Source organism: Gemmatimonadaceae bacterium (assembly GCA_020852815.1).
GTDB lineage: Bacteria > Gemmatimonadota > Gemmatimonadetes > Gemmatimonadales > Gemmatimonadaceae > SCN-70-22.
This window is the reverse complement of record JADZAN010000030.1, coordinates 1-18990: the sequence shown is the minus strand read 5'-3', so window position 1 is coordinate 18990 and position 18990 is coordinate 1. Positions and strand designations below refer to the sequence as shown.

General features: G+C 68.5%; 15 protein-coding genes. 8 read left to right on the top strand and 7 right to left on the bottom strand.

Annotation, left to right across the window (positions count from 1 at the left end; all coding sequences use genetic code 11):
* Positions 1-16 precede the first annotated feature (16 nt).
* From IT359_16260 to IT359_16235, 6 genes are all read left to right on the top strand, one after another.
* Entirely contained in the window at positions 17-1870 is a 1854-nt protein-coding gene (locus IT359_16260; GenBank protein ID MCC6930542.1) for an NAD(P)H-dependent oxidoreductase subunit E, read from the top strand.
* The gene (locus tag IT359_16255; protein ID MCC6930541.1) at positions 1867-2844 is read left to right on the top strand and encodes a (2Fe-2S)-binding protein; all 978 of its coding nucleotides are present in this window, start codon (positions 1867-1869) and stop codon (positions 2842-2844) included. Before IT359_16260 ends, IT359_16255 begins: the two co-directional genes overlap by 4 nt.
* On the top strand, positions 2837-3664 hold the full coding sequence (fdhD, locus tag IT359_16250) for a formate dehydrogenase accessory sulfurtransferase FdhD (protein MCC6930540.1): 828 nt from the start codon (positions 2837-2839) through the stop codon (positions 3662-3664). Before IT359_16255 ends, fdhD begins: the two co-directional genes overlap by 8 nt.
* 253 nt (positions 3665-3917) lie before the next feature.
* A complete protein-coding gene (locus tag IT359_16245) occupies positions 3918-5102 on the top strand; it encodes a glycosyltransferase family 2 protein (protein MCC6930539.1) in 1185 nt (394 codons plus the stop codon).
* Positions 5099-5956: a glycosyltransferase family 2 protein gene (locus IT359_16240; protein ID MCC6930538.1), complete on the top strand. Its 858-nt coding sequence runs from the start codon at positions 5099-5101 to the stop codon at positions 5954-5956. The genes IT359_16245 and IT359_16240 overlap by 4 nt, the downstream gene beginning before the upstream one ends.
* A gap of 2 nt (positions 5957-5958) precedes the next feature.
* Complete coding sequence (locus IT359_16235; protein ID MCC6930537.1) at positions 5959-7050, top strand: hypothetical protein; 1092 nt, start codon at positions 5959-5961, stop codon at positions 7048-7050.
* 62 nt (positions 7051-7112) lie between these two features.
* Here the strand turns inward: IT359_16235 and IT359_16230 are convergent, their stop codons facing one another.
* The 4 genes from IT359_16230 to IT359_16215 form a co-directional block, all read right to left on the bottom strand.
* Positions 7113-7811 (bottom strand): glycosyltransferase family 2 protein, encoded by a 699-nt coding sequence (locus IT359_16230; GenBank protein MCC6930536.1) that lies wholly within the window; start codon positions 7809-7811, stop codon positions 7113-7115.
* Between the two features lie 64 nt (positions 7812-7875).
* Positions 7876-9657 (bottom strand): ABC transporter ATP-binding protein, encoded by a 1782-nt coding sequence (locus tag IT359_16225; GenBank protein MCC6930535.1) that lies wholly within the window; start codon positions 9655-9657, stop codon positions 7876-7878.
* Between the two features lie 20 nt (positions 9658-9677).
* Positions 9678-10667 carry a glycosyltransferase family 1 protein gene (locus IT359_16220; GenBank protein MCC6930534.1) on the bottom strand — a complete coding sequence of 330 codons (990 nt, stop codon included), beginning with the start codon at positions 10665-10667 and terminating at the stop codon, positions 9678-9680.
* A 41-nt stretch (positions 10668-10708) separates the two neighbouring features.
* Positions 10709-11869 (bottom strand): alpha/beta hydrolase, encoded by a 1161-nt coding sequence (locus IT359_16215; protein MCC6930533.1) that lies wholly within the window; start codon positions 11867-11869, stop codon positions 10709-10711.
* 518 nt (positions 11870-12387) lie between these two features.
* Here IT359_16215 and IT359_16210 point away from each other — a divergent pair.
* Together IT359_16210 and IT359_16205 are read left to right on the top strand one after the other, a co-directional pair.
* Positions 12388-12681 carry a hypothetical protein gene (locus tag IT359_16210; GenBank protein ID MCC6930532.1) on the top strand — a complete coding sequence of 98 codons (294 nt, stop codon included), beginning with the start codon at positions 12388-12390 and terminating at the stop codon, positions 12679-12681.
* A 142-nt stretch (positions 12682-12823) separates the two neighbouring features.
* Positions 12824-14887 carry a hypothetical protein gene (locus tag IT359_16205; protein ID MCC6930531.1) on the top strand — a complete coding sequence of 688 codons (2064 nt, stop codon included), beginning with the start codon at positions 12824-12826 and terminating at the stop codon, positions 14885-14887.
* Between the two features lie 20 nt (positions 14888-14907).
* On the opposite strand, the gene IT359_16200 is transcribed toward IT359_16205, so the two are convergent.
* The 3 genes from IT359_16200 to IT359_16190 all read right to left on the bottom strand — a co-directional run bounded on the left by IT359_16200 (position 14908) and on the right by IT359_16190 (position 18707).
* Positions 14908-15852 (bottom strand): hypothetical protein, encoded by a 945-nt coding sequence (locus tag IT359_16200; GenBank protein ID MCC6930530.1) that lies wholly within the window; start codon positions 15850-15852, stop codon positions 14908-14910.
* Complete coding sequence (locus IT359_16195) at positions 15849-17636, bottom strand: hypothetical protein (protein MCC6930529.1); 1788 nt, start codon at positions 17634-17636, stop codon at positions 15849-15851. The genes IT359_16200 and IT359_16195 overlap by 4 nt, the downstream gene beginning before the upstream one ends.
* A 156-nt stretch (positions 17637-17792) precedes the next feature.
* A complete protein-coding gene (locus IT359_16190; GenBank protein MCC6930528.1) occupies positions 17793-18707 on the bottom strand; it encodes an FkbM family methyltransferase in 915 nt (304 codons plus the stop codon).
* Positions 18708-18990: the final 283 nt, after the last annotated feature.

Sequence of the window (18990 nt, the reverse complement as noted above, 5' to 3'; positions counted from 1 at the left end):
CGAGACCGACCAAGTAATGGACATTCGCCATATCGACGCGGAACCGACGGCCGCCGAACGAGACGCGATCGACGCGCTCCTCGGCCCCCCCGCGTCGTCGTGGGATGGAGGAGAACGCGGCTCGGAGCGCGATGCGCACACCGCCGTTGGTGGCGCCGCCGCGCGCGAGCAGCGCCACCTCCTCGTCCCCGCGCTGCAGGCGCTGCAGCAACGCATCGGTTGGATCAGCGAAGGAGGGATGGGCTACGTCTGTCGCCGCCTCTCCGTCCCGCCAGCCGAAGCCTGGGGGGTGGCAACGTTCTATGCGCTGCTGGCTACCGCGCCGCGAGCGAAGCGCGTCCTCCACGTGTGCGACGACATCGCCTGCCGCAACCGCGGCGCGCACGCCATCGAACACGAGCTCGAGCGTACCTGTGGCGCCGCGATTGCCGCCGAGCCGCGCGGCGAGCGTGTGGCGTTAGGCGAGGGCGACGTGGCGTGGATGCACTCCCCCTGCCTCGGGATGTGTGACCACGCCCCGGCCGCGCTCTACACCGAGGCGGGGGAGTCGCCGCGCGAAGTCCTCCTGGGCAACGTCACGCCGTCGTCGGCGGTACACGCCCTCACGCGGCACGATCCGGGGCTCGACTCGTCAGGCACCGCGGTGCTCCCGCAGCGTGGCGATCCCGCGCTCGTCCTGCTCGCGCGCTGCGGAACGGTGGACCCGACGTCACTCGATGCGTATCGCACCGCCGGTGGCTTCGAGGCGTTGGCCAGGGCGCGCGCGAAGGGGGCGGAGTGGGTGATTGCCCAGCTCAACGACGCCCGTCTGGTGGGGCGCGGCGGCGCCGCCTTTCCCACCGGACGCAAGTGGGAGGCCGTGCGCGCCCGCCCGGAGACGCCGCACTACCTGGTCTGCAACGCCGACGAGTCGGAGCCTGGCACGTTCAAGGATCGTGTGCTCCTCACGCAGGATCCGTTCGCGATTGTGGAGGCGATGACGATTGCCGGCTTCGCCACCGGGTGCAACGTGGGCTTCCTGTACGTGCGCGCCGAGTATCCGCTTGCCGCCGTGCGCGTGCAGAACGCCATCGACGCGTGCACGGCGGCGCAGTTGTTAGGCGACTTCCGCATCGAGATTCGCCGCGGCGCCGGCGCCTACATCTGCGGCGAGGAGACCGCCCTCTTCGAGTCGATCGAGGGTAAGCGCGGCGAGCCGCGCAGCAAGCCGCCGTTCCCCGTGCACGTGGGGCTCTTTGGCAAGCCAACGGTCGTGAACAATGTGGAGACGCTCGCCAACGTTCTCCCCATCGTGCGGCTCGGTGGCGCGGCGTACGCGGCCACCGGGTCGCAGGGCTCCACGGGGACGCGCCTCTTCTGCCTCAGCGGGGCAGTGTCGCGCCCCGGCGTCTATGAAGTCCCCTTCGGGACGATGCTGCGCGACCTCCTGGCGATGGCCGGGGCCACCGAGCCGACGGCCATCCTGCTGGGCGGCGCCGCCGGGACCTTCGTGCGCGGCGACGAGATCGACCTCCCGCTCACGCTCGAGGACGCGCGCGCTGCCGGCACCACGTTAGGCTCCGGCGTCGTCATGGTCTGTGGCCCGGGCGACGACCTGCACGACATGGTGCGCCGCATTGCCGGCTTCTTCCGCGACGAGTCGTGCGGGCAGTGCGTCCCCTGCCGCGTGGGGACGGTGCGGCAGGAAGAGGCGCTGCACCGCATTGCCGCCGGCAAGACGTTAGGCGGCGTGGCCGCCGAGCTGGCATTGCTGGACGACGTCGGCGTCGCCATGCGCGACGCCTCCATCTGCGGGCTGGGGCAGACGGCATACTCCGCCGTGGAGTCGGCCATCAAGCGCTTGCGGCTGTACGAGGAGGTCGGACGATGACTGCTACCCCGCTGGTCCAACTCGCGCGCCCGTCGCGCCCTGCGCGCCCCCCCGTTGCGCTCACCATCGACGGACAGTCGTGCACGGTGGAGGAGGGGACGACGATCCTGCAGGCGGCGCGCTCGTTAGGGAAGGAGATCCCCACGCTCTGCTACCTCGAGACGCTGGAGCCGGTCAACGCCTGCCGTCTCTGCGTGGTGGAGATCGAGGGGGCGCGCGTCCTCGCTCCCGCCTGTTCCCGCGCGGTGGAGGGGGGGATGAAGGTCCTCACCGCCAGCGCGCGGGTGAGGCATTCACGTCGCCTGGTGCTCGAACTCCTCGCCTCGTCGGTCGACCTGTCGACGGCGCCGGGGCTCGCGGAACTCATCGACGAGTACGGCGCACAGCCCGCGCGTTTTGGAGAGAGCGCCCCGCCGTCAAACGATGGTGTGCGGGACGCCAGCATCCCAGGACACCATGTGGTCGCCGCGCCAGGCACGGCGGCCACCGTCGCGCAACCGGTCAAGGTCGACAACGAGCTGTACGTACGCGACTACGCCAAGTGCATCCTCTGCTACAAGTGCGTGGAGGCGTGCGGTCCCGATCACCAGAACACCTTCGCCATCGCCGTCGCTGGCCGCGGCTTCGACGCGCGCATATCCACCGAGTTTGCCGTCCCGCTCCCCGGCTCGGCGTGCGTGTACTGCGGCAACTGCATCGCCGTCTGCCCCACTGGTGCGTTGATGGCCACGTCGGAGCACGAGCTGCGCGCCGCCGGCGCGTGGAAGCCCGAGGTGCAGCAAACGACCGATACCATCTGCCCGTACTGCGGCGTGGGCTGTACGCTCTCGTTGCACGTGCAGGACAACGTCATCGTGAAGGCCACCTCGCCGCTGGAGAACGACATCACCCTGGGCAACCTCTGCGTGAAGGGGCGCTTCGGGTGGCAGTTCGTTCAACCGAAGGATGCCGCCGCAGGTGAGGGGCGTGACTGATCCGGGGGAGGTGCGAGCCTCGGGCTTCCTCGCGCCGCAGACGCGCTTTCCGGTCACCTTTCTCGACGGCGATCGGGCCACCGCGGGCGAGGCCGTGGTCGCCGAGGAGGTCCCGGTCGCCCTGGCCTACAACAGGAGAGCGCACGTCGTGATGATGTGCACTCCCTCCGACCTGGAGGACTTCGCCGTCGGCTTCACCGTGAGCGAAGGGATTGCCCGCGCCGAGGAGATCTCCCACCTCGAGGTGGTGCGACACCGGCGCGGCGTCGAGGTTCTGCTCGACGTCCCCGTGGCGGTCTCGGAGCGGCTGGCGGGCCGCGCGCGCGCCATCAGCGGGCGCACCGGGTGCGGGCTGTGCGGCGTGGAGGCGATCGACGACGCGGTGCGCCCGGCGGTCGCCGTGACCGCCTCGCTCAGCATTGCCCCCGACGCGCTCTGGCGTGCGGCGGCGGCGCTACAGGAGGCGCAGCTCCTGAACCAGGCCACGCGCACCGTGCACGGCGCCGCCTGGGCGCAAGCCGACGGGACGTTGCAGCTGGTGCGCGAGGACGTGGGGCGGCACAACGCCCTCGACAAGGTGCTCGGCGCGCTGGCGCGCGGCGCCATCGACGCGACCACCGGCTTCGCTATCGTCACCAGCCGAGCGAGCTTCGAGCTGGTGCAGAAGGCGGCGGCCTGCGGCGTGCCGCTCCTGGCAGCCGTCTCGCGCCCCACCGGGCTTGCCATCCGCATGGCGGAGGCTTCGGGGTTGACGCTGGTGGCGCTCGTGCGCGATACCAGCGCAACCGTGTATGCGGGGGGGCACCGCATCGTGCGTTAGGCGCGCGCGACCGGGGGAGGGCCGGCGTCACTCGTGTGAGGCGTCGCATCGACCTCGTGACGCCGCGGCCACTCCGACAATCCTCTTGTGGGAGTCCCCAACTCGCCCGGCCCCGGATATTCTACCTGCACCTTGGCACACGCCCCGCGCCCGCACCGCTCTCGCTTGAAGGAAACCCCGTGCTTGTTTACCGGTTTCTGCCGGTGAACGGAGCGCGCGGCGTGCGCGGAGCGTGCAATCCCGCCCCGAAGCCATGATCGCCGTCCTGCAGACGCTGGTCATCGTGGCCATCCTGGCGCTCACCGTTCGCCGGGGCGCCTACCTCATCGCAGCGCTGCGCTCGCCGCGTCCGCAACCCGTGCTGGCCGAGTATCCCACGGTCACCGTCCTCGTCCCGGCGCGCAACGAGTCGCCGGTCGCGCACCGCGTCCTCGAGGCCCTGGCGCGCCTCGACTATCCCGCCGAGCGCCTGTCGATCGTGCTCATCGCCGACGGCTGCACCGACAACACCGCCGCGCTCTTCGAGGGGTGGGCGGCCAGGCGCAACGACGCCAGGGTCGTCGTCCTCGCCATCGCGCAAGGGAAGGCGGCGGCACTGAACGCGGGATTGCACGTGGCGACTGGCGAGGTCATTGCCGTCGTCGATGCCGATCTGCAGCCGGCGGACGACTTCCTGCGCGAATTGGTGCGCCCCTTCGCCGACGCCACCGTGGGCGGCGCTGCCGCCTATCTGCTACCGCTCAATCACGACGAGAACGTCGTGACCCGCTACGCCGCCGTCACCACCTGGGTCCACCAGTTGGTCACCTCTGCGGGGACCGATCGCCTGGGGCTCAACCCGCCCACGCTCGGCGCCTCGGCGTACCGCCGTATCGCGCTCGACTCGATCGGCGGTTTCCCCAAGGTCCCGGTCGGTGTCGACGTGGCGACGAGTGCGCGGATCACGCAGCGGGCGTGGCGCACGCGCTTCGTGCGCTCGGCGGTTGCCGGCAACACGCTTGTAGCCAACCTGCGCCAGTACTGGCGGCAGCACGTGCGCTGGTCGCGCGGCGCCTTCCAGATTCGCCTGCAGGAGCAAGCCCCGACGCCCGTGACGTCAGCGATGAGCGCGGCGACTCCGCTGCCGTTGTCGCAGCGTCTCGAGGCGGCGTTCGCCTCGCTGGGCTACGCCGACCGCCTCGTTTTCGCCGTTGCGGCTGTCGGGGCGGCGCTCGGCTTCATTCCGTTGTGGGCGCCGCTTCTCTATCTCGCGATCCCCGGGCTCGGGATCGTGGCGGCGCTGTACAAGGCGGGCGTGCTGCAGCGCGCGCACCACTACCTCCCCGCCACGTTCGCCTTCTTCGTGGTCGATCTGGGGGCATCGGTGGTGGGGATCGCGTCGCAGTGGACGCGGCAGCCGGCGCGCTGGCATCACCCTCGTCAGGCAGGGTCGCCGTGACCGCGCAGCTCGCCTGTGTGGTGATGTCGTATCGCGACGAGCCCTTCATTGCCGACGCGGTGCGGTCGGTGCTGCAGCAGGAGCTGCCGGTGGAGGTCGTCGTGGTCAACTCCGGCGGGGGTGACCCGGCTGCGCGCCTGCGCGCCGAGGAGATCGACGTCCCGGTGCACAGCGTGAGCGAGCGACTGTATCCGGGGGCGGCGCGCAACGTCGGCATCGCCCTGACGCGCGCGCCGTATGTGGCCTTTCTCGCCGCCGATTGCATGGCCGCTCCCGGATGGGCGGCGGCCCGCCTTCGCGAGCATCGCGCGGGGGCCGCCGCCGTGGCCAGCGCGATGACCAACGCCTACACGGAGTCTGCCGCTGCGTGGGCGGCGCTCCTCCTCCTGCACAATCGGCGGCTCGGCGTTACGCGCCCGAGCCAGCGCCTCTTCTACTCACTCTCCTACGACCGGCGGCTCTTCGATGCGCTGGGCGTGTTCCGCGAGGACCTGCGCGCCGGTGAGGACACCGAGTTCAACGCGCGCATCCCGGCTACCGAGCGTGTGGTCTTCGCCGTCGATGCCCTCACCGCGCACCGCTATCCGGTCACCGCCGGCGCGATGCTGCGCGATGCCTTCAGGCGCGGGCAGCTGCACGCGGCCACGCAGGGATCCCTCGAGAACCGTGGGCCGCAACGGCTGCGCGTCATGCTGCGCGCCCCGTGGAACGTGGGGCGTTCGGTCGTTCTTGCGGCGCGCAGCACGCCGCCGCAGCGCGGTCACCTGGTCCGCGCGCTCCCGTACGTGGTCGCGGGGAGCGTGGTCTACGCGGCGGGCGCCCTAACGACAAAGGGAACGGAGGTGCGAGAGTGAACGTGCCCGAACGCAACCTGCTTACCTTCTCGCGGCACGATCGCGGAACGCGAATCAACCTGCTTGCCGATCCCGCGCTCGGCGAGACCGACGCCGAGCAGGTGTTCGAGTGCCTGCTCGGTCGCAAGCCGCGGCGGCATCTTCGAGATGGCGACCGTTCGCTCGTGATTCCCGCATCGGGCTCGTCTGTCCATGGCGGGATCAAGATCAAGGGGGCGGGGCTGCAGGGGAGCAGCGTCCGCCTGGGGCAGCACCACGCCAAGCCGTATCCCCTGCCGCGCTACGACGCAGAGGGAGCCGCAACGCTGGACGCCGCCAAGGATCATGCGCGTGCGTACGTCGGCGCGATGTCGTACCAGCAGGCGCGGCACGAGTTCATCGTTTCCCGCCACGTGCTCCAGCAGGGGATGCGCACCTTCCCGGGCATCGCCTATGGATCGCTGTCGCGCGACGGCTTCACCAGCTGGTTCACCCTGCTCGACTGGCCGTTCGGCGGTACGAGCGACTGGTGGAGGAACACGCGGGAGCGCGATTCGGTCGAGCGGATCGCCCAGGCGTTCGGCGACACGCAGCGCTGGCTCGCGCGGCACGAGGTCTTCATGCTCCTGAGCGGAATGGTGCGACTGGGCGACGACTTCGTGCGCAAGGACTTCCACACGGCGCACATCGCGGGGCCTAACGACTCCTTCCTCACGCGCCTCGCCTACTTCCTGTTCGATACCAACTTCATCCTCGCGCAGTTTGTCATCGACCGGCCCATGCCCGACATCGCCGACCACCGGATACTCGCCAAGACTGTCTACATCCGAGCGTTGACCGGACGGGACCACACGTCGGCAAGCATCGATCGCTTCAAGTCGCTACTGGTCGAACTGAAGTACGCCGATTGGCGGATGGAGCAGCGCATCCACCGGCTCGCCGCCGACCCCGTGGGGCGCACGCTGCTTGAGACCTTTCTGGCGGAGAGCGGGGAACAGCCGCTGTTCGGCGAACTTCCCCCGGTCGTTGACAACGCGTCCGACGCGGCGCCACCGTCACCCACAACGGGTGCACCAGCACGCGCGCGCTGGAGCTGGCTGCGCCGCAAGCGATAGCGGCGCAGGTGAGAGCGGCGCAGGTGAGAGCGCCGCGAACGATCGTGGCCTCGACGCCGCTCTCAGTCGACGAAGCCGCGCCAGCGCGGGAGGGCGCGTAGCGTCAGCCCGGTCGGGTCGGTGAGATAGGAGTAGCCGATGCGCTGCCACCGGTTGTCGGGATCGGCCTCTTCATATCGCGCACGGCGCGCCGCGCGATCGTCGGCGTCCAGCATTGCCAGGTGATAGATCGTGAGGTCGGCTTTGGGAAAGCGCCCGTTGCGCAGCCCCTGCATGGGTGCCTTGTGTGCGTGCAGCTCGCGGGGGTCGAACTCGTGATCGGGGCGCAGGCGAAAGAAGCGCGCCACCATCTTGCGACCCCAGATCCCATCCGCACGGTACTGCCCGCGATCATCCCACAGCTCGCGCAGTCGTACCGCATACGCCGAGTACCCGAGGAGCCTCCCGCGCACGATCACACGCTCCGCGCGCGCGCGAAAGTCCTCCTCGAGGCGTTCGTCGGCATCTACGCAGATGACCCAGTCGGCGCCATGGCGCAGCGCAGCTGCAATGAGCGCCCGGTGGTTGCCAACTTCATCCCACGCCGGGCGATCGGTCGGGTTGCGCAGAAGCTCGAGAACGCTCTCGTGGCCGGACAAAAGCTCGGCAGATCCATCGGTGGAGCCATCGTCCAGCGCGACGATCCCGTCTACCTGCGACGACACGTTGCGCAGGAAGCCGGGGAGGTAGCGCATCCCGTTGCGTACGGCGATCAGGGCCACGATGCGATGGCGTCGTGCCGGTCGGCCCAGACCCCACGACGGGACTAGCACCCGAGCCGCTCCCTCACGCGCCCGAACCCATCTCGTACAACTCCTCCATGGGGAGGTGCTGCACCGACGCCCAGGACGCCTGCGCCGCCACGCGCCCGTCGGTGAGCACCACTACGCGGTCGCAGACGGAGATGGTACGATGATGATGGCTGATGAGGAGCGTCGTCGAGCGCCCCGAGCGCGCCTTGATCGTCTCCAGGATCGCCGTCTCCGAAACACCATCCACCGCGTTCGTCGCCTCGTCGAGCACCAGGACCTCCGGCTCGCAGAGAATCGCCCGCGCCAGCGCAATGCGTTGTCGCTGCCCGGCCGAGAGGCGCGTCCCGCCAGCACCAATCACCGTATCGTAACCCTGCGGGAGTGCGGCGATGAAGTCATGCGCCTCCGCCAGCCGCGCCGCGCGCTCGACCGCCGATGGCGACGCGTCCGGCATTCCGTAACTGATATTCTCGAACACGGTCGCACTCACCAGCTCCAGGTCCTGACTTGCCACGGCGATGCGCGCGCGCCAGCTCGCCGGATCGATGTCGCTCAGCGGAATGTCGTCGACGAGGATCTTCCCGTCGCCCGGCTCCACGAGGCGGGTCAGCAGCTGCACGATGGTTGTCTTTCCCGCGCCCGAGCGCCCGATGAAGCCGGTGGCTTGGCGCGCGGGAATCTCGAAGCTCGCCTCGCGCAGCACCTCGGCGGTACGCGCCATGCTGTCATAGGAGAAGGTCACCCGATCGAAGGCGATTGCCCGCGTGAGCGGCGCCTGCGTCACGCTCCCTGTCGGCGCCGACGGCTTCCCCGTGACGTCGAGCAGGCGCGCTACCGACTCCAGCGCGCCGCTCCACCCCCACAGTTGCCCCCAGCTTGCCTGGAGGTTCCGCACGTAGGGTTGCAGGCGATGCAGCAGCACCATGAAGGTGGCTACAAGGGGAAAGCTGAACCCCCAGCGCCACGCCAACACGACGATGACGAGGAAGACCCCCGCAAAGAGGATCTCGCTCAGCGGCACCAGCATGGCGGAGCGCACCTGCAGGCGCAGCACGCCGGCGCGCAACGTGTCCGACGCCGCAGTGAAACGTGACTGCTCGCGCGACTCCGAATGGAACAGGCGAATGAGCTGCGCGGCATGAATGATGTCGAGCATGCGGGCCGTGAGCTTTCCGCTCTCGGCGCTCACCCGCCGGCTGGGCGCACGCAGTCGTTTGGCCAGTGCGCCGTGTACCAGGAGCATGAAGGCCAGCGCCACCGTGATGATCAGCGCCAGCCTCCACGACAGCGCCAGCAGGAAGCCGTAGAGGATCACGGCCGCGCAGGCGTTCACGAGGACGGTGAGCGTCGCGTTCACGGCGTCGGCGGCGCGCCACGACTCGTTCGAGAAGACGTTCATCAGCGCCCCCGGCTCCTGGTCGCGGATGAACGGGTAGTCGGCGGTGAGCAGGCGTTGCGCGAGGGCGGTGCGGATGCGATGCCCAGCTTGTCCGCAGATGTGGGCTGTGAGTGCGGCGTTGAGCGCGGCGAGAAGGTTCTTGAGGAGGATGAGCGCGAACATCACCAGCGCGATGATCGCGATGCGCGCCGACGGTTCCATCGTCCCCGCGAAGTTGCGGAGCCACGTGGCCACTCCCGACCCGCCGATGGTCTGCGTCCCCGTCACGACTGCGAGCAACGGAATCACGAGCCCGATGCCCAATCCCTCGAGGGCCGCGGCGGTGAGGCCGAGGACCACGACCACGGGGACGAGCGCAAGCTGGCGCTCGGAGAGTCGCCAGATGGGGAGGAGCCGGTGTCGAACGAAGTCGAACATCTATCAGGACGACGGTCAGTCTACAGCGAGGAGTGTTGCAGTCGGCGAGCGATCACGTCGCGCAACGTGCGGGCGCGGTGCGACCACGTGTGCTCGGCGCGCGCGAGCGCTGCCGCCGCCGCTCCCATCGCCGCCAGCGAGCGCGGGTCAGCAACCGCGCCCCGCACCTTCTCGACGAGTTCGGCGTGCGAACGAAACGTGAGGCACGTCTCGCCGTCGCGAAAGCCGAGCGCCTCCAGGTCGTCCATCGCATCGGCGATGGGGCAGCAGCCGGCGCCGGCGGCTTCGAAGAGCTTGGCCATCGGTTCCAGTCCCGGGCGCATTGGGACGTCGCGCGCCACGGCGCGCGCCAGCGTCGCGCGCTGCTCCGGCGGCACCTCGAGGTCCGAGGAGATCGCCAGGCATCCCAGGAAGCGGTTCAGCTTCGCTCCCAGCTGCAAGTACGGCGTGGTATCGAGGCGCTTGAGCGGGATGCGCGCGTCGCGCAGCGCGCGTTCCGCCACCTGTCGGCAGGCGTAGGCGCTGCCATATGTCGCGATGCCGGAACGCCGTCCCGTGTGCAAGGGAAAGCGCGCCGGCTCGAACCCCTTGGGCACCCAGTCGGCGGCAATGCCGTCACCTGCAAGGCGCGAGCGGATCGTGAGCCCGGAGGTCACCATGGTGTCGAAGCGGTGCCGATGAAAGACAGGTGGCCATGCTCCGCCCAGCGTCGCGTCGAAGATGTCGCTGTAGTTCTGGATGATGTCGTGATCCATGAGCACGCGGAGCCCGAGGAAGTCCCCCCAGTCCAGCGTGGGCGCGGTGCGCAGCCGCCGGAAGGCGACGAAGACGATGACCGCGTCGTAGTGTGAGAGTGCGATCGACCGATCGCCCCCCGCCAGGGTCCCCGCCTCCAGCGCCTGCACGTCAGCCGCAACGACATCGAACTCGTCCAGCTCGGCGACGCGATCGACGAAGTCCTGTTCGAAGCGGGGGTATGTGTAGGGATGATGAAGGAGCAGTGCTCGCATGCAGCGGCCTCAGTCGCGCCAACCCTGGATGGCGGCACGCCTCACTTCTTCCCCCGCACGTACTCCATCGTTGCGCCGAGCAATGTTCCCTTGAGTGCGGTGATCCGTCCCTTCGCGCCGCGCAGGGCGACAAACTGCGACGCGGTACCACCGGCGGAGAAGAGCGTGTCGCGCGATGCGGCGTAGAGCGTGTCGGTGATCGTTTGACCCGTGTAGGTCAGCGACATCTGCACCCCTGTCGCCGCGGGGCGGAGGCGGATCGTGACGTTTGGCGACGACCAATCCCCCGTATACTCCGCTCTTGCAGCTGGCGAAAGTAGCACCGTGGGGCGTCCGAAGTCGCCATAGAGGAAGCGGAGCGCCCGGCTGATCGCCCCGCCCACCACCGAGCCGTGACTCTCGTCGGGGTACACCTGCGACCCCACGCGGAGCGCCGGGAAGCTACGCTTGAGCTCCGCCGCCAGCCGCCGCGCGGGTGGGACCATCACCGCGCTTTCCTTCGCGCCCACGGTGACATAGGCGCGCCCGTTCGGCTGCGTCGCCCCCTGCTTCGTGGTGGGGAGCCAGGTGAACGGGAGCAGGTTGTCCCACCAGAGCGAGGGCGAACCGATCCAGTAGCGCGTGAAGAATCCCGGATGCTGCAGCAGCGCATAGGTGGCGAACAGCCCGCCTAACGAATGCCCCCCCAGCCCGCGCCGCGTGGTGTCGGCGCGATACTTCGATTCCAGCATCGGCACCAGCTCATGCTCGAGGAATGAGAAGAAGGCCGCGCTCCCACCGCCCCCCGGCATCGCCTTCACGTCACTCGGCGTGTAGTCACGCGTGCGGCTGGCGGCGTAGGCCGGCGTGTAGCCGCGTCCATCCGTCTCCGGGTATCCCACCCCCACGACGATCACCGGCGCGATCTCCCCGCTGATGCCGAGCATCGTCACCGCCTCGTGCACCGTATTGAACGCCAGGTTCGCATCGGTGATGACGAAGAGCGGCGGGCGGATCTTCATATCGTCGAGTCCCGGAGGGAGCGAGACATCGATGCGATAGGTGACCCCGGTGCTCTTTGCCGTGAGGTGGAAGCGGTCGGTGCCGGAGACGGTGGCCGGGGTTTGGGCGGGGAGGGGAGTGCCGAGTGCGGCGCTGAGGGCAGCGCCGAGCGCGAGGGCGAGCGGGAGGAGGGTGGAGCGGACGAGGCAGCGGGTGCGCATGGGCGGGGGGGAGGGAAGCCGCGAAGGTAGCGTGGCCGGGTCGACGCCGCGATGGTGGCGGGGTGGGGGAGGGCGGTGCGGAATCGGGGTCGGAATCGGGGTCAGAGTCAGCGGGTCAGAATCGGGGTCAGAGTCAGCGAGCAGAATCGGGGTCAGAGTCAGCGAGAATCTGGTTCGGTGACTCTGACCCCAATTGCGCGGTAGAGGTAACGGCTTGAACCACAATCACTTCAGTTCATCAGCCCGATTCTCCAGGCACCAGTTTCCCCCCGTTCCTGCGGAGCAGAATCGTGGTCCGCGGAACTGGGGTCAGAGTCACCGAGAATCTGGTTCGCTGACTCTGACCCCAATTGGATCTCGGGGCTGAACCACAAGCTTATCCGCCCCCCTCCGCGCGCCACCTCCTCCACTCGCAGCACTCTCGGCGCACGAGATGAGCGCACCGGCCGAGGCGGTGCCAGATGGTGTGACATGGAGAGGTTGCCCCATATTCACGCCACAGTCGAACGGAGCGAACCATGGTGACCTATGTGTTGATCGTGGCAGCTGCTATGTGGGGGTACCACCGTGGCGTGCGCATGAATGGAGCGACGCGGGGGCGCGTCGTCCTGCTCGCCGCCATCGCCAGCGCAGCAGTCGCGACGGTGGCCGTCATCTTCTCCGCGGGGAGTGTGGGCGCCGAGTTGGGCGGGGCGATCCTGGCGAGTGAAGGCTATTGGATCATCGCCTACGCCTTCGTGGTTGGTGCCGTGGTGGCGCTGCTGGGGCTGGCGGCACGCGGGATGGGGGGGTGGATGGGGGGGGATCCCTAGCCAGACCCGCCCCAGCGTCTCCAGAATTGGGGTCAGCAAAATTGGGGTCAGAGTCAGCGAGAAATTGGTTCGCTGACTCTGACCCCGATTTGACCCCGATCTTACTGACGCCAATTCTGGAACCCTCCTCGGAGCGGCGACCGTGCTGACACCCAGCGTCCCCTCTCGCGCACGAAAGCACTCCCGCACGCCCCGCCTCTCCCTGCACCGCCCCCTCGCGTCGGCCGCCATCGCCCTGGGCGCGACCACTGCTCTCCTCCCACTCCCCGCCATCGCGCAGCCGTCGCCCGACCACCCCTGCAACGCCCCCACCATCCAGCAGGCGCTGGAGCGCGAAGCACCGCTGCGCACGCCGATGCTCTACAACGGCATGGCGCCGCTGGCCCGATCGCCAGCCACCCCGATCCAGCTCCCGGTCGACATCCCTGGCAACAGCTGCATCCTGCTCAGTGTCCGCATCGGCACGCAGGGGGGCGAGTTGTTCGTCGAGGATGCGGGCTTCGCGGCGATCTCCTCCCAGGCGGTTGCCCTGCAGATGCGCCGAGCTAACTACGGAAACCAAGTGGTGGGCTCGGCCACGCAGGTGGTGCGTGAGGCGCTCACGCAGGGCGTCTTTCCGGTGCGGGCCCAGGCGGGGACGCGCTACCTGGTCGCGGTGCCGATCATCTCGCAGCACCCGCTCTACGTCAGGAGTACAGCTCCATCTGCGGTGGCGGCGGCGCCGTTAGGCGGCGCGGCCACGCTGCAGGAGCGCGGCTGGCCCGGGTCAACGCTGGAGAAGGTGGCTGGCGACCTCGCCATCTACCGGCTCGGGGAGCGCGGCTCCAATCAGTACTTCGCCATCGTCCGCCCCATTGCGCCTGACGAACCGGTGCTCGACTACACGCGCGAGAAGGGGACGATGGGCTTCGATGTCGCCCGCTATGGGCCCCGCGAGCAGGAACGCTTCCGCACGCACATCGTTCCCCTCCTGCGCGACCGCGGCGAGCGCTATCGGCACGTCACGATCTATCACTACGCCAAGGGGGTGACGCTGGATCGCCAGCCCGACTCGCGTTTCCCCTGGAACAACGAGCGCCACTTCCTCACCGGGCAGGAGGTCGAGGTTCCGGCCGCCGAGGAGATCTGGGACGGCCGGCGCAACGCGGCGGGCGGTCCGTTCCAGTGGAACGCCGGGACGGAGCGCGGCACGAGCGCGACCGACCTCAACACGCTCGCTTCCATCCAGAAGGTCCAACAGGGAATTGCCGACCAGCAGAAGGGCTACGCCGCGTACCGGGCGGCGATGTATGCGCGCGAGTCCGCCGAGCTGGAAGGGCGACGCGCCCGCGCGCGCACGCGGGACGCGGAACGCCGCCGGCTGCTCGCCGCCGCCGGGCTGCACTATCTCCCTCCGGCCACGTGGGACCGCTATGCACTCGGGCCGGAGTTCCGCGCCATCTTCGATGGCGACTGGCCTAACGCGGCGACACACTGGGAATTCGGCAACCTGTATGCGCGCACCATCCGCGCCTACTCCAATCGCTGTCGCCGGCTCATCCCCCTTGGCTCCCCGTACCGCGTGACGAAAACGATCCGGCGCGACGATCTGGGGAACGAGTGGGAACCGGCAGGAGGCGACACGACGTGGATCCCGCGCGCCTTCGTGGATCCCTACATCTGGTGGGAGAAGAACACGCCGCAAGCGCTGCCGATGGCGCCCGGGGGGCTCGAGGCCAACTCCGTCGATGGCTTGCTCGACATGCTGGGGCGCCTGCTCACCAATCCGGGGGCGGCGATGGGCCAGATGGCCATCCTCCCCCGCTTTGCCGTGGCCATGCGCGAGGACATGGCGCTCCTGTTCGAGGGCGGGTGCGAGTCGCCGCAGGTGATGCAACACATGGAAAACATGCGTCGCATGGCATTGCGCCTGCCGACTCTGCAGGCGGAGCGTGCCCGCGTCGCACTCCCCGCCCTCGGCGAGTGGCCCCCGTCGCTCGCCGGCAAGTGCGAGCAGCACGAGCAGGAACGCGGCGCCACGCGGCCGATGCGCGCGTGGTGCACCTGCCTCGACCAGCAGTTCACCACGCGCTGGACGTTAGGCGAACGCTGGCAGGCGCTCGAGGACTACAACCGCTTCTTCGACGAGGTCGCCGGCTTCCGTACCGCCGCCGACGGAAAGCCCGTGTGGGCGCGATACGAGCCGGCCAATGCGTGCCGCAAGTAGTGGGAGCCCTTCGTTTCACCTCACGGCACCTTCGCGGGCGGCATGATCACCACCCGATAGAGTTGCGGGTTGCTGTCGAAGTACAGCTCGAAGGCACTCGCCTCCTGCGGCGACGACACCACACGCGTGACCGCCGCCGTGCGCGGATACCACGCCTCCGTGGGATGTCGCACCGCCGCCCACGGCTGCAGCACGGGCTGCCCGGTGATGCTGTCGGTCCATCGGGGATCGGTCAGTACGTTGGCGAATACGAGTGAGTCTTCACCGTAGTAGGTGAAGAACTCGCTGAGGTACGTGAACGAGGTCCCCTGCTGCATCAACGACTCCATCTCGCTGGCCGAGTACGTGGCGCCAGCGTCTCCCTTGGGGAGGAAGTTCGCCGCGCGCTCGAGTTCCGTGTGCTGCGCGGCGATCGTGGCAGCTGACGGGACCCCGCTGACGACCTTCCCCCACGACTCGAGATGGTGGTAGTGCGTCCACCCTTCCATGCGCGCCACCCCGAAGTGCTCGGCGAACGCATACAGCGCCGAGGTCCCGCGGCCGATCCCGCACCCGTCGAACGTCCAACGCGCGATGGGTGGGACGCTCCCCTCGATGACCACCTGCGTTTCCGCCAGCGTGCGCTGCTTCTGCGCGAAGAGCAATTCATCCTCGATCATGTGCAGCAGGATGGCCAGGTGGTCGATCGAGGAGTACTCAGCGAGCCGATCGCGGAACTGCTCGGCCGACTCGACGTAGACCACCTCGTCAGGCGGGACTCCCTGCGTCTGCTCGAACAGCACCTCCGCGACCGACGAGAGCGATGGCTGGGTGACCAGGACCCGACCGCCCTTCCGCTTCTTTGGCGACGTGGCCCCGGTGGCCAGCACCTGGTTGTTTGTCCCCGTGGCTGCGTTGGACAACGGGGTGACAGGCGTGGCCGGGACCTGGAGCGCGGTGTCCGGCGTGGCCGGTTGGGGAGTCATGGAGTCACCGCGTCATCGGCGCCGGGGGCGTACACCTGCGCGTACACCGCCGCCGCCTCCGCGTCCTTTGCCGACACGATGGCGTGCGCAAGCTGCTGCCGATCGTTGGCCAGCTTCTTCTCACGGATCGCCTCGTTCTGCAGCGCGGTGGAGTAGGCATCGAGCGACGAGTTCACGCCCAGCAGCGACTCCACCACCACGCTGTCGGTGGACATGATCACCGATCGCTCCTTGAGCAGGACGCCGTCGACGAGGTTGGGATCGCTCGCCTGTTGCCCGAGCGGCCCGCGCTTGAAGCGATAGTAGAGCGTTCCATCCTCCGTTGGCGCACGGTACTGGCACTTGGAGTCGGGCGTGGCATCGGTCACGGTGGCTGTCCGGCCGCAGTTGGTGAGCACGACCTGATCGAGTACGGGGACCGGGAGTCCGTCCTTGTCGAACGCAACAGCGATGGTACGGAGCAAGTCCTGACAGACGCTGTCCACGTACTGCGGGGCGATCACCTCGGCCACCAGCTTGCGCATGTTGGACACCGGCTCCTCGCGCCAGCTTCCGGAGTTGCCGTTGGAGAAGGCAATGCGCACTTCTTTCAGGTGTGTCCGCGTGAGGTACACCTGGTTGAGTTCGCGGAAGGTGAAGTTGAGGACGCGCCCCACGTTGATGTTGGTGATGGTGCGTTCGATGACCTCCTCGTCTTCCGTCGACTCCGACCTTTCGGAGTTGGAGGTGACCGTGTTCTCGCGCTGTGCCGACGACTCGGCCGAGTGCTCGGCGACCGCTTCATCCACCGACTTGGCGAACTCCTCTGTCGACGACGAGTACTCACCACCGCCGCCGCCCGACACCGACGCGGAGCCAAAGCCGAACGAGCCTTTCACCTCGGCTTCGGCGTGCCAGTTCTCCGTCTGCTCCTGCGTGGCGGTGTCGGTTGTCTCCGTCATCACTGTTTCGGCGAAGCGATCGGCGGCGCTCTCGGTGTACGAATCGATGATCGACGATGCGAGCGCGACCGACTCCTCGGTCGCGCGCCAGGTGCGCGTGCTGATCGTCGTCGTCTCGCCGGGGAGGAGCGTGAACGTCTTCACCGTCTTGCCCAGCCCGTACTCTCCCAGGAAGGCGGTGATACCGATGACCTGCACGATGAAGAGGGCAGGGACGGGCGCCTCGTCGACGTCGATCGGCGCCGTGCTGCCGGCGCCTCCCCAGGTGGGAGCGGGGACCTGGACGATGCCGTCGAGCAACTCGCCGATGCTGTCGTGGAAGTCGTTGGTCTCGTCGTCGACCGTCCCGCCGTTGCCGCCTTTTGGCTCGTCAGGCTTCTCGGGTGTTCCCGATGACGTGTCAGGCGTGGTGTTCCCCGTGGACGAATCGTAGTCGTACATCTTGGCGGCGGTGGTACCGCGCCCGCGAGAGCGAACCCACGAGGCCAGCGAACCCTGTTGCAGCAGTGCGTCACGCGCGCTCTGGTTGATCCGCATCTCCGCCAGCTGCATGGTTCGCGAGGAGCTGCGGCGCGGGATCTTGCGACGCCTGGCGAACCATGTTGCGGTGAGCTTCTCCGGCTTGGCGATCTCCCACAGCCCCGACTCGGCGCGCACGAGTCCCAGGGCCTCGCTCCACGGCGTGCCGAGCGTCGAGGCGGTGTCGAGCCAGTACTTGGTCGAGAGATCGGCGATCTGGATGATGCGTCGCCCAACGTACTGCCCAGGCTGCGGCAAGTCCTGGTTGATGACGCCGCCAGTCCCGACCTCTCCCTCGAAATCCACGGTGCGTGCGCGTGCCATGATCCCCTCCCCCGGAGTGCATGAGATGTGCGGTGGTGGACAGAAGTCCAGCTGATGACGCGCTCTCATGCAAAATCCGGTCACACGACGCGGATGACGGGCTCGGCGGGAGGTGACTGTGTGGAGGGACTGCGACAACCAGTTGTGAACCCGTCTCTAGTCGAAGCGCGACCACACCGTGGATGACACCACCGTGTCGGGGCGTGGAGAGCGCCCCATGAGGATGTCGATGAACGCCTGCTGCAGCGCGGGCACACCCTCTGCCTGACGAGAGAACGGGATGTGCAACTCCATCGCCATTGCCGTGACGCGTTCGATCGCGGCTGCGCGGCGCACGATCTCCCACTCGGCGCCTTCGCAGTCGAGCTTGAGGAAGGCGCAGCGCTCGATGCCGTGCGCGACGAACACGTCGTCCAGCGTCACGCAGGGGACGGTCTCGGTGCGCCACCCTTCACGGATCAGCGCGTCGCGCTTCTCCGCCGACTGCGCGGCCGTGGCGCCGGCTGTTTGCGACGGTGACCATGCCAGCTCCAGCGTTCCCGGCGCTCCCGCCACCGCCGCCTGCACCGCCACTACGTTGCGCACGCCATTGGCCTCGAGGTTTGCCTGAAGCATCGCGAAGTTGCTCGAGGCCGGTTCGTACGCGTAGATGCGTGCGTCGGGAAAGCGCTTGGCGACGAGGATCGAGACCACGCCGATGTGCGCCCCTACGTCGATGATGACGTCGCCAGGTGCAAACGTGCGCTCGCGCAGCCCGTACATGCCGGCGCCGAGTTCGTCGAGCACCAGCGCCGGCATCGTGGAGCCCTCCACGTCGCGCAGCGTGATCGTATGCGGTCCCAGGCGAAAGGCCACCGACGAGAGGCGCGGATCGAGCGTCACCGCGCGCCGGAAGAGTTCGGCGGCTTCGCCATAGGCCTCCTTGTACGCGTAGAACCGCGCGACCTGCCACACCGCGGGGGCGTAGTCCCGGGCATTCGCGCCAAGCGCCTCCACCGCCCGGATGGCGGCGGCGTCATCGCCGGCGTCGATTGCCTGCGCGGCCTGCTGTACGAGGAGGTCGAGATCCATGTGGGGGAGATCAGAGACTCGGGGAAACTCGCGGAGAATCGGGGTCAGCGGGAGAATCGGGGTCAGAGTCACCGAGAAATTGGTTCGGTGACTCTGACCCCAAGTGTCGGCCTAGGGGGCCGGGCCAATCGGGGTCAGAGTCATCGAGAATCTGGTTCGGTGACTCTGATATGAAGCGACCTGTCAAGTGGCGACGTGGTCCGGGGGGTGGGAGTGGGGCGTACACGGGCGAGGGGCGGGGCGAGTGGACGGCGGGACGCGGCGCGCGACGGCTGATCACTCT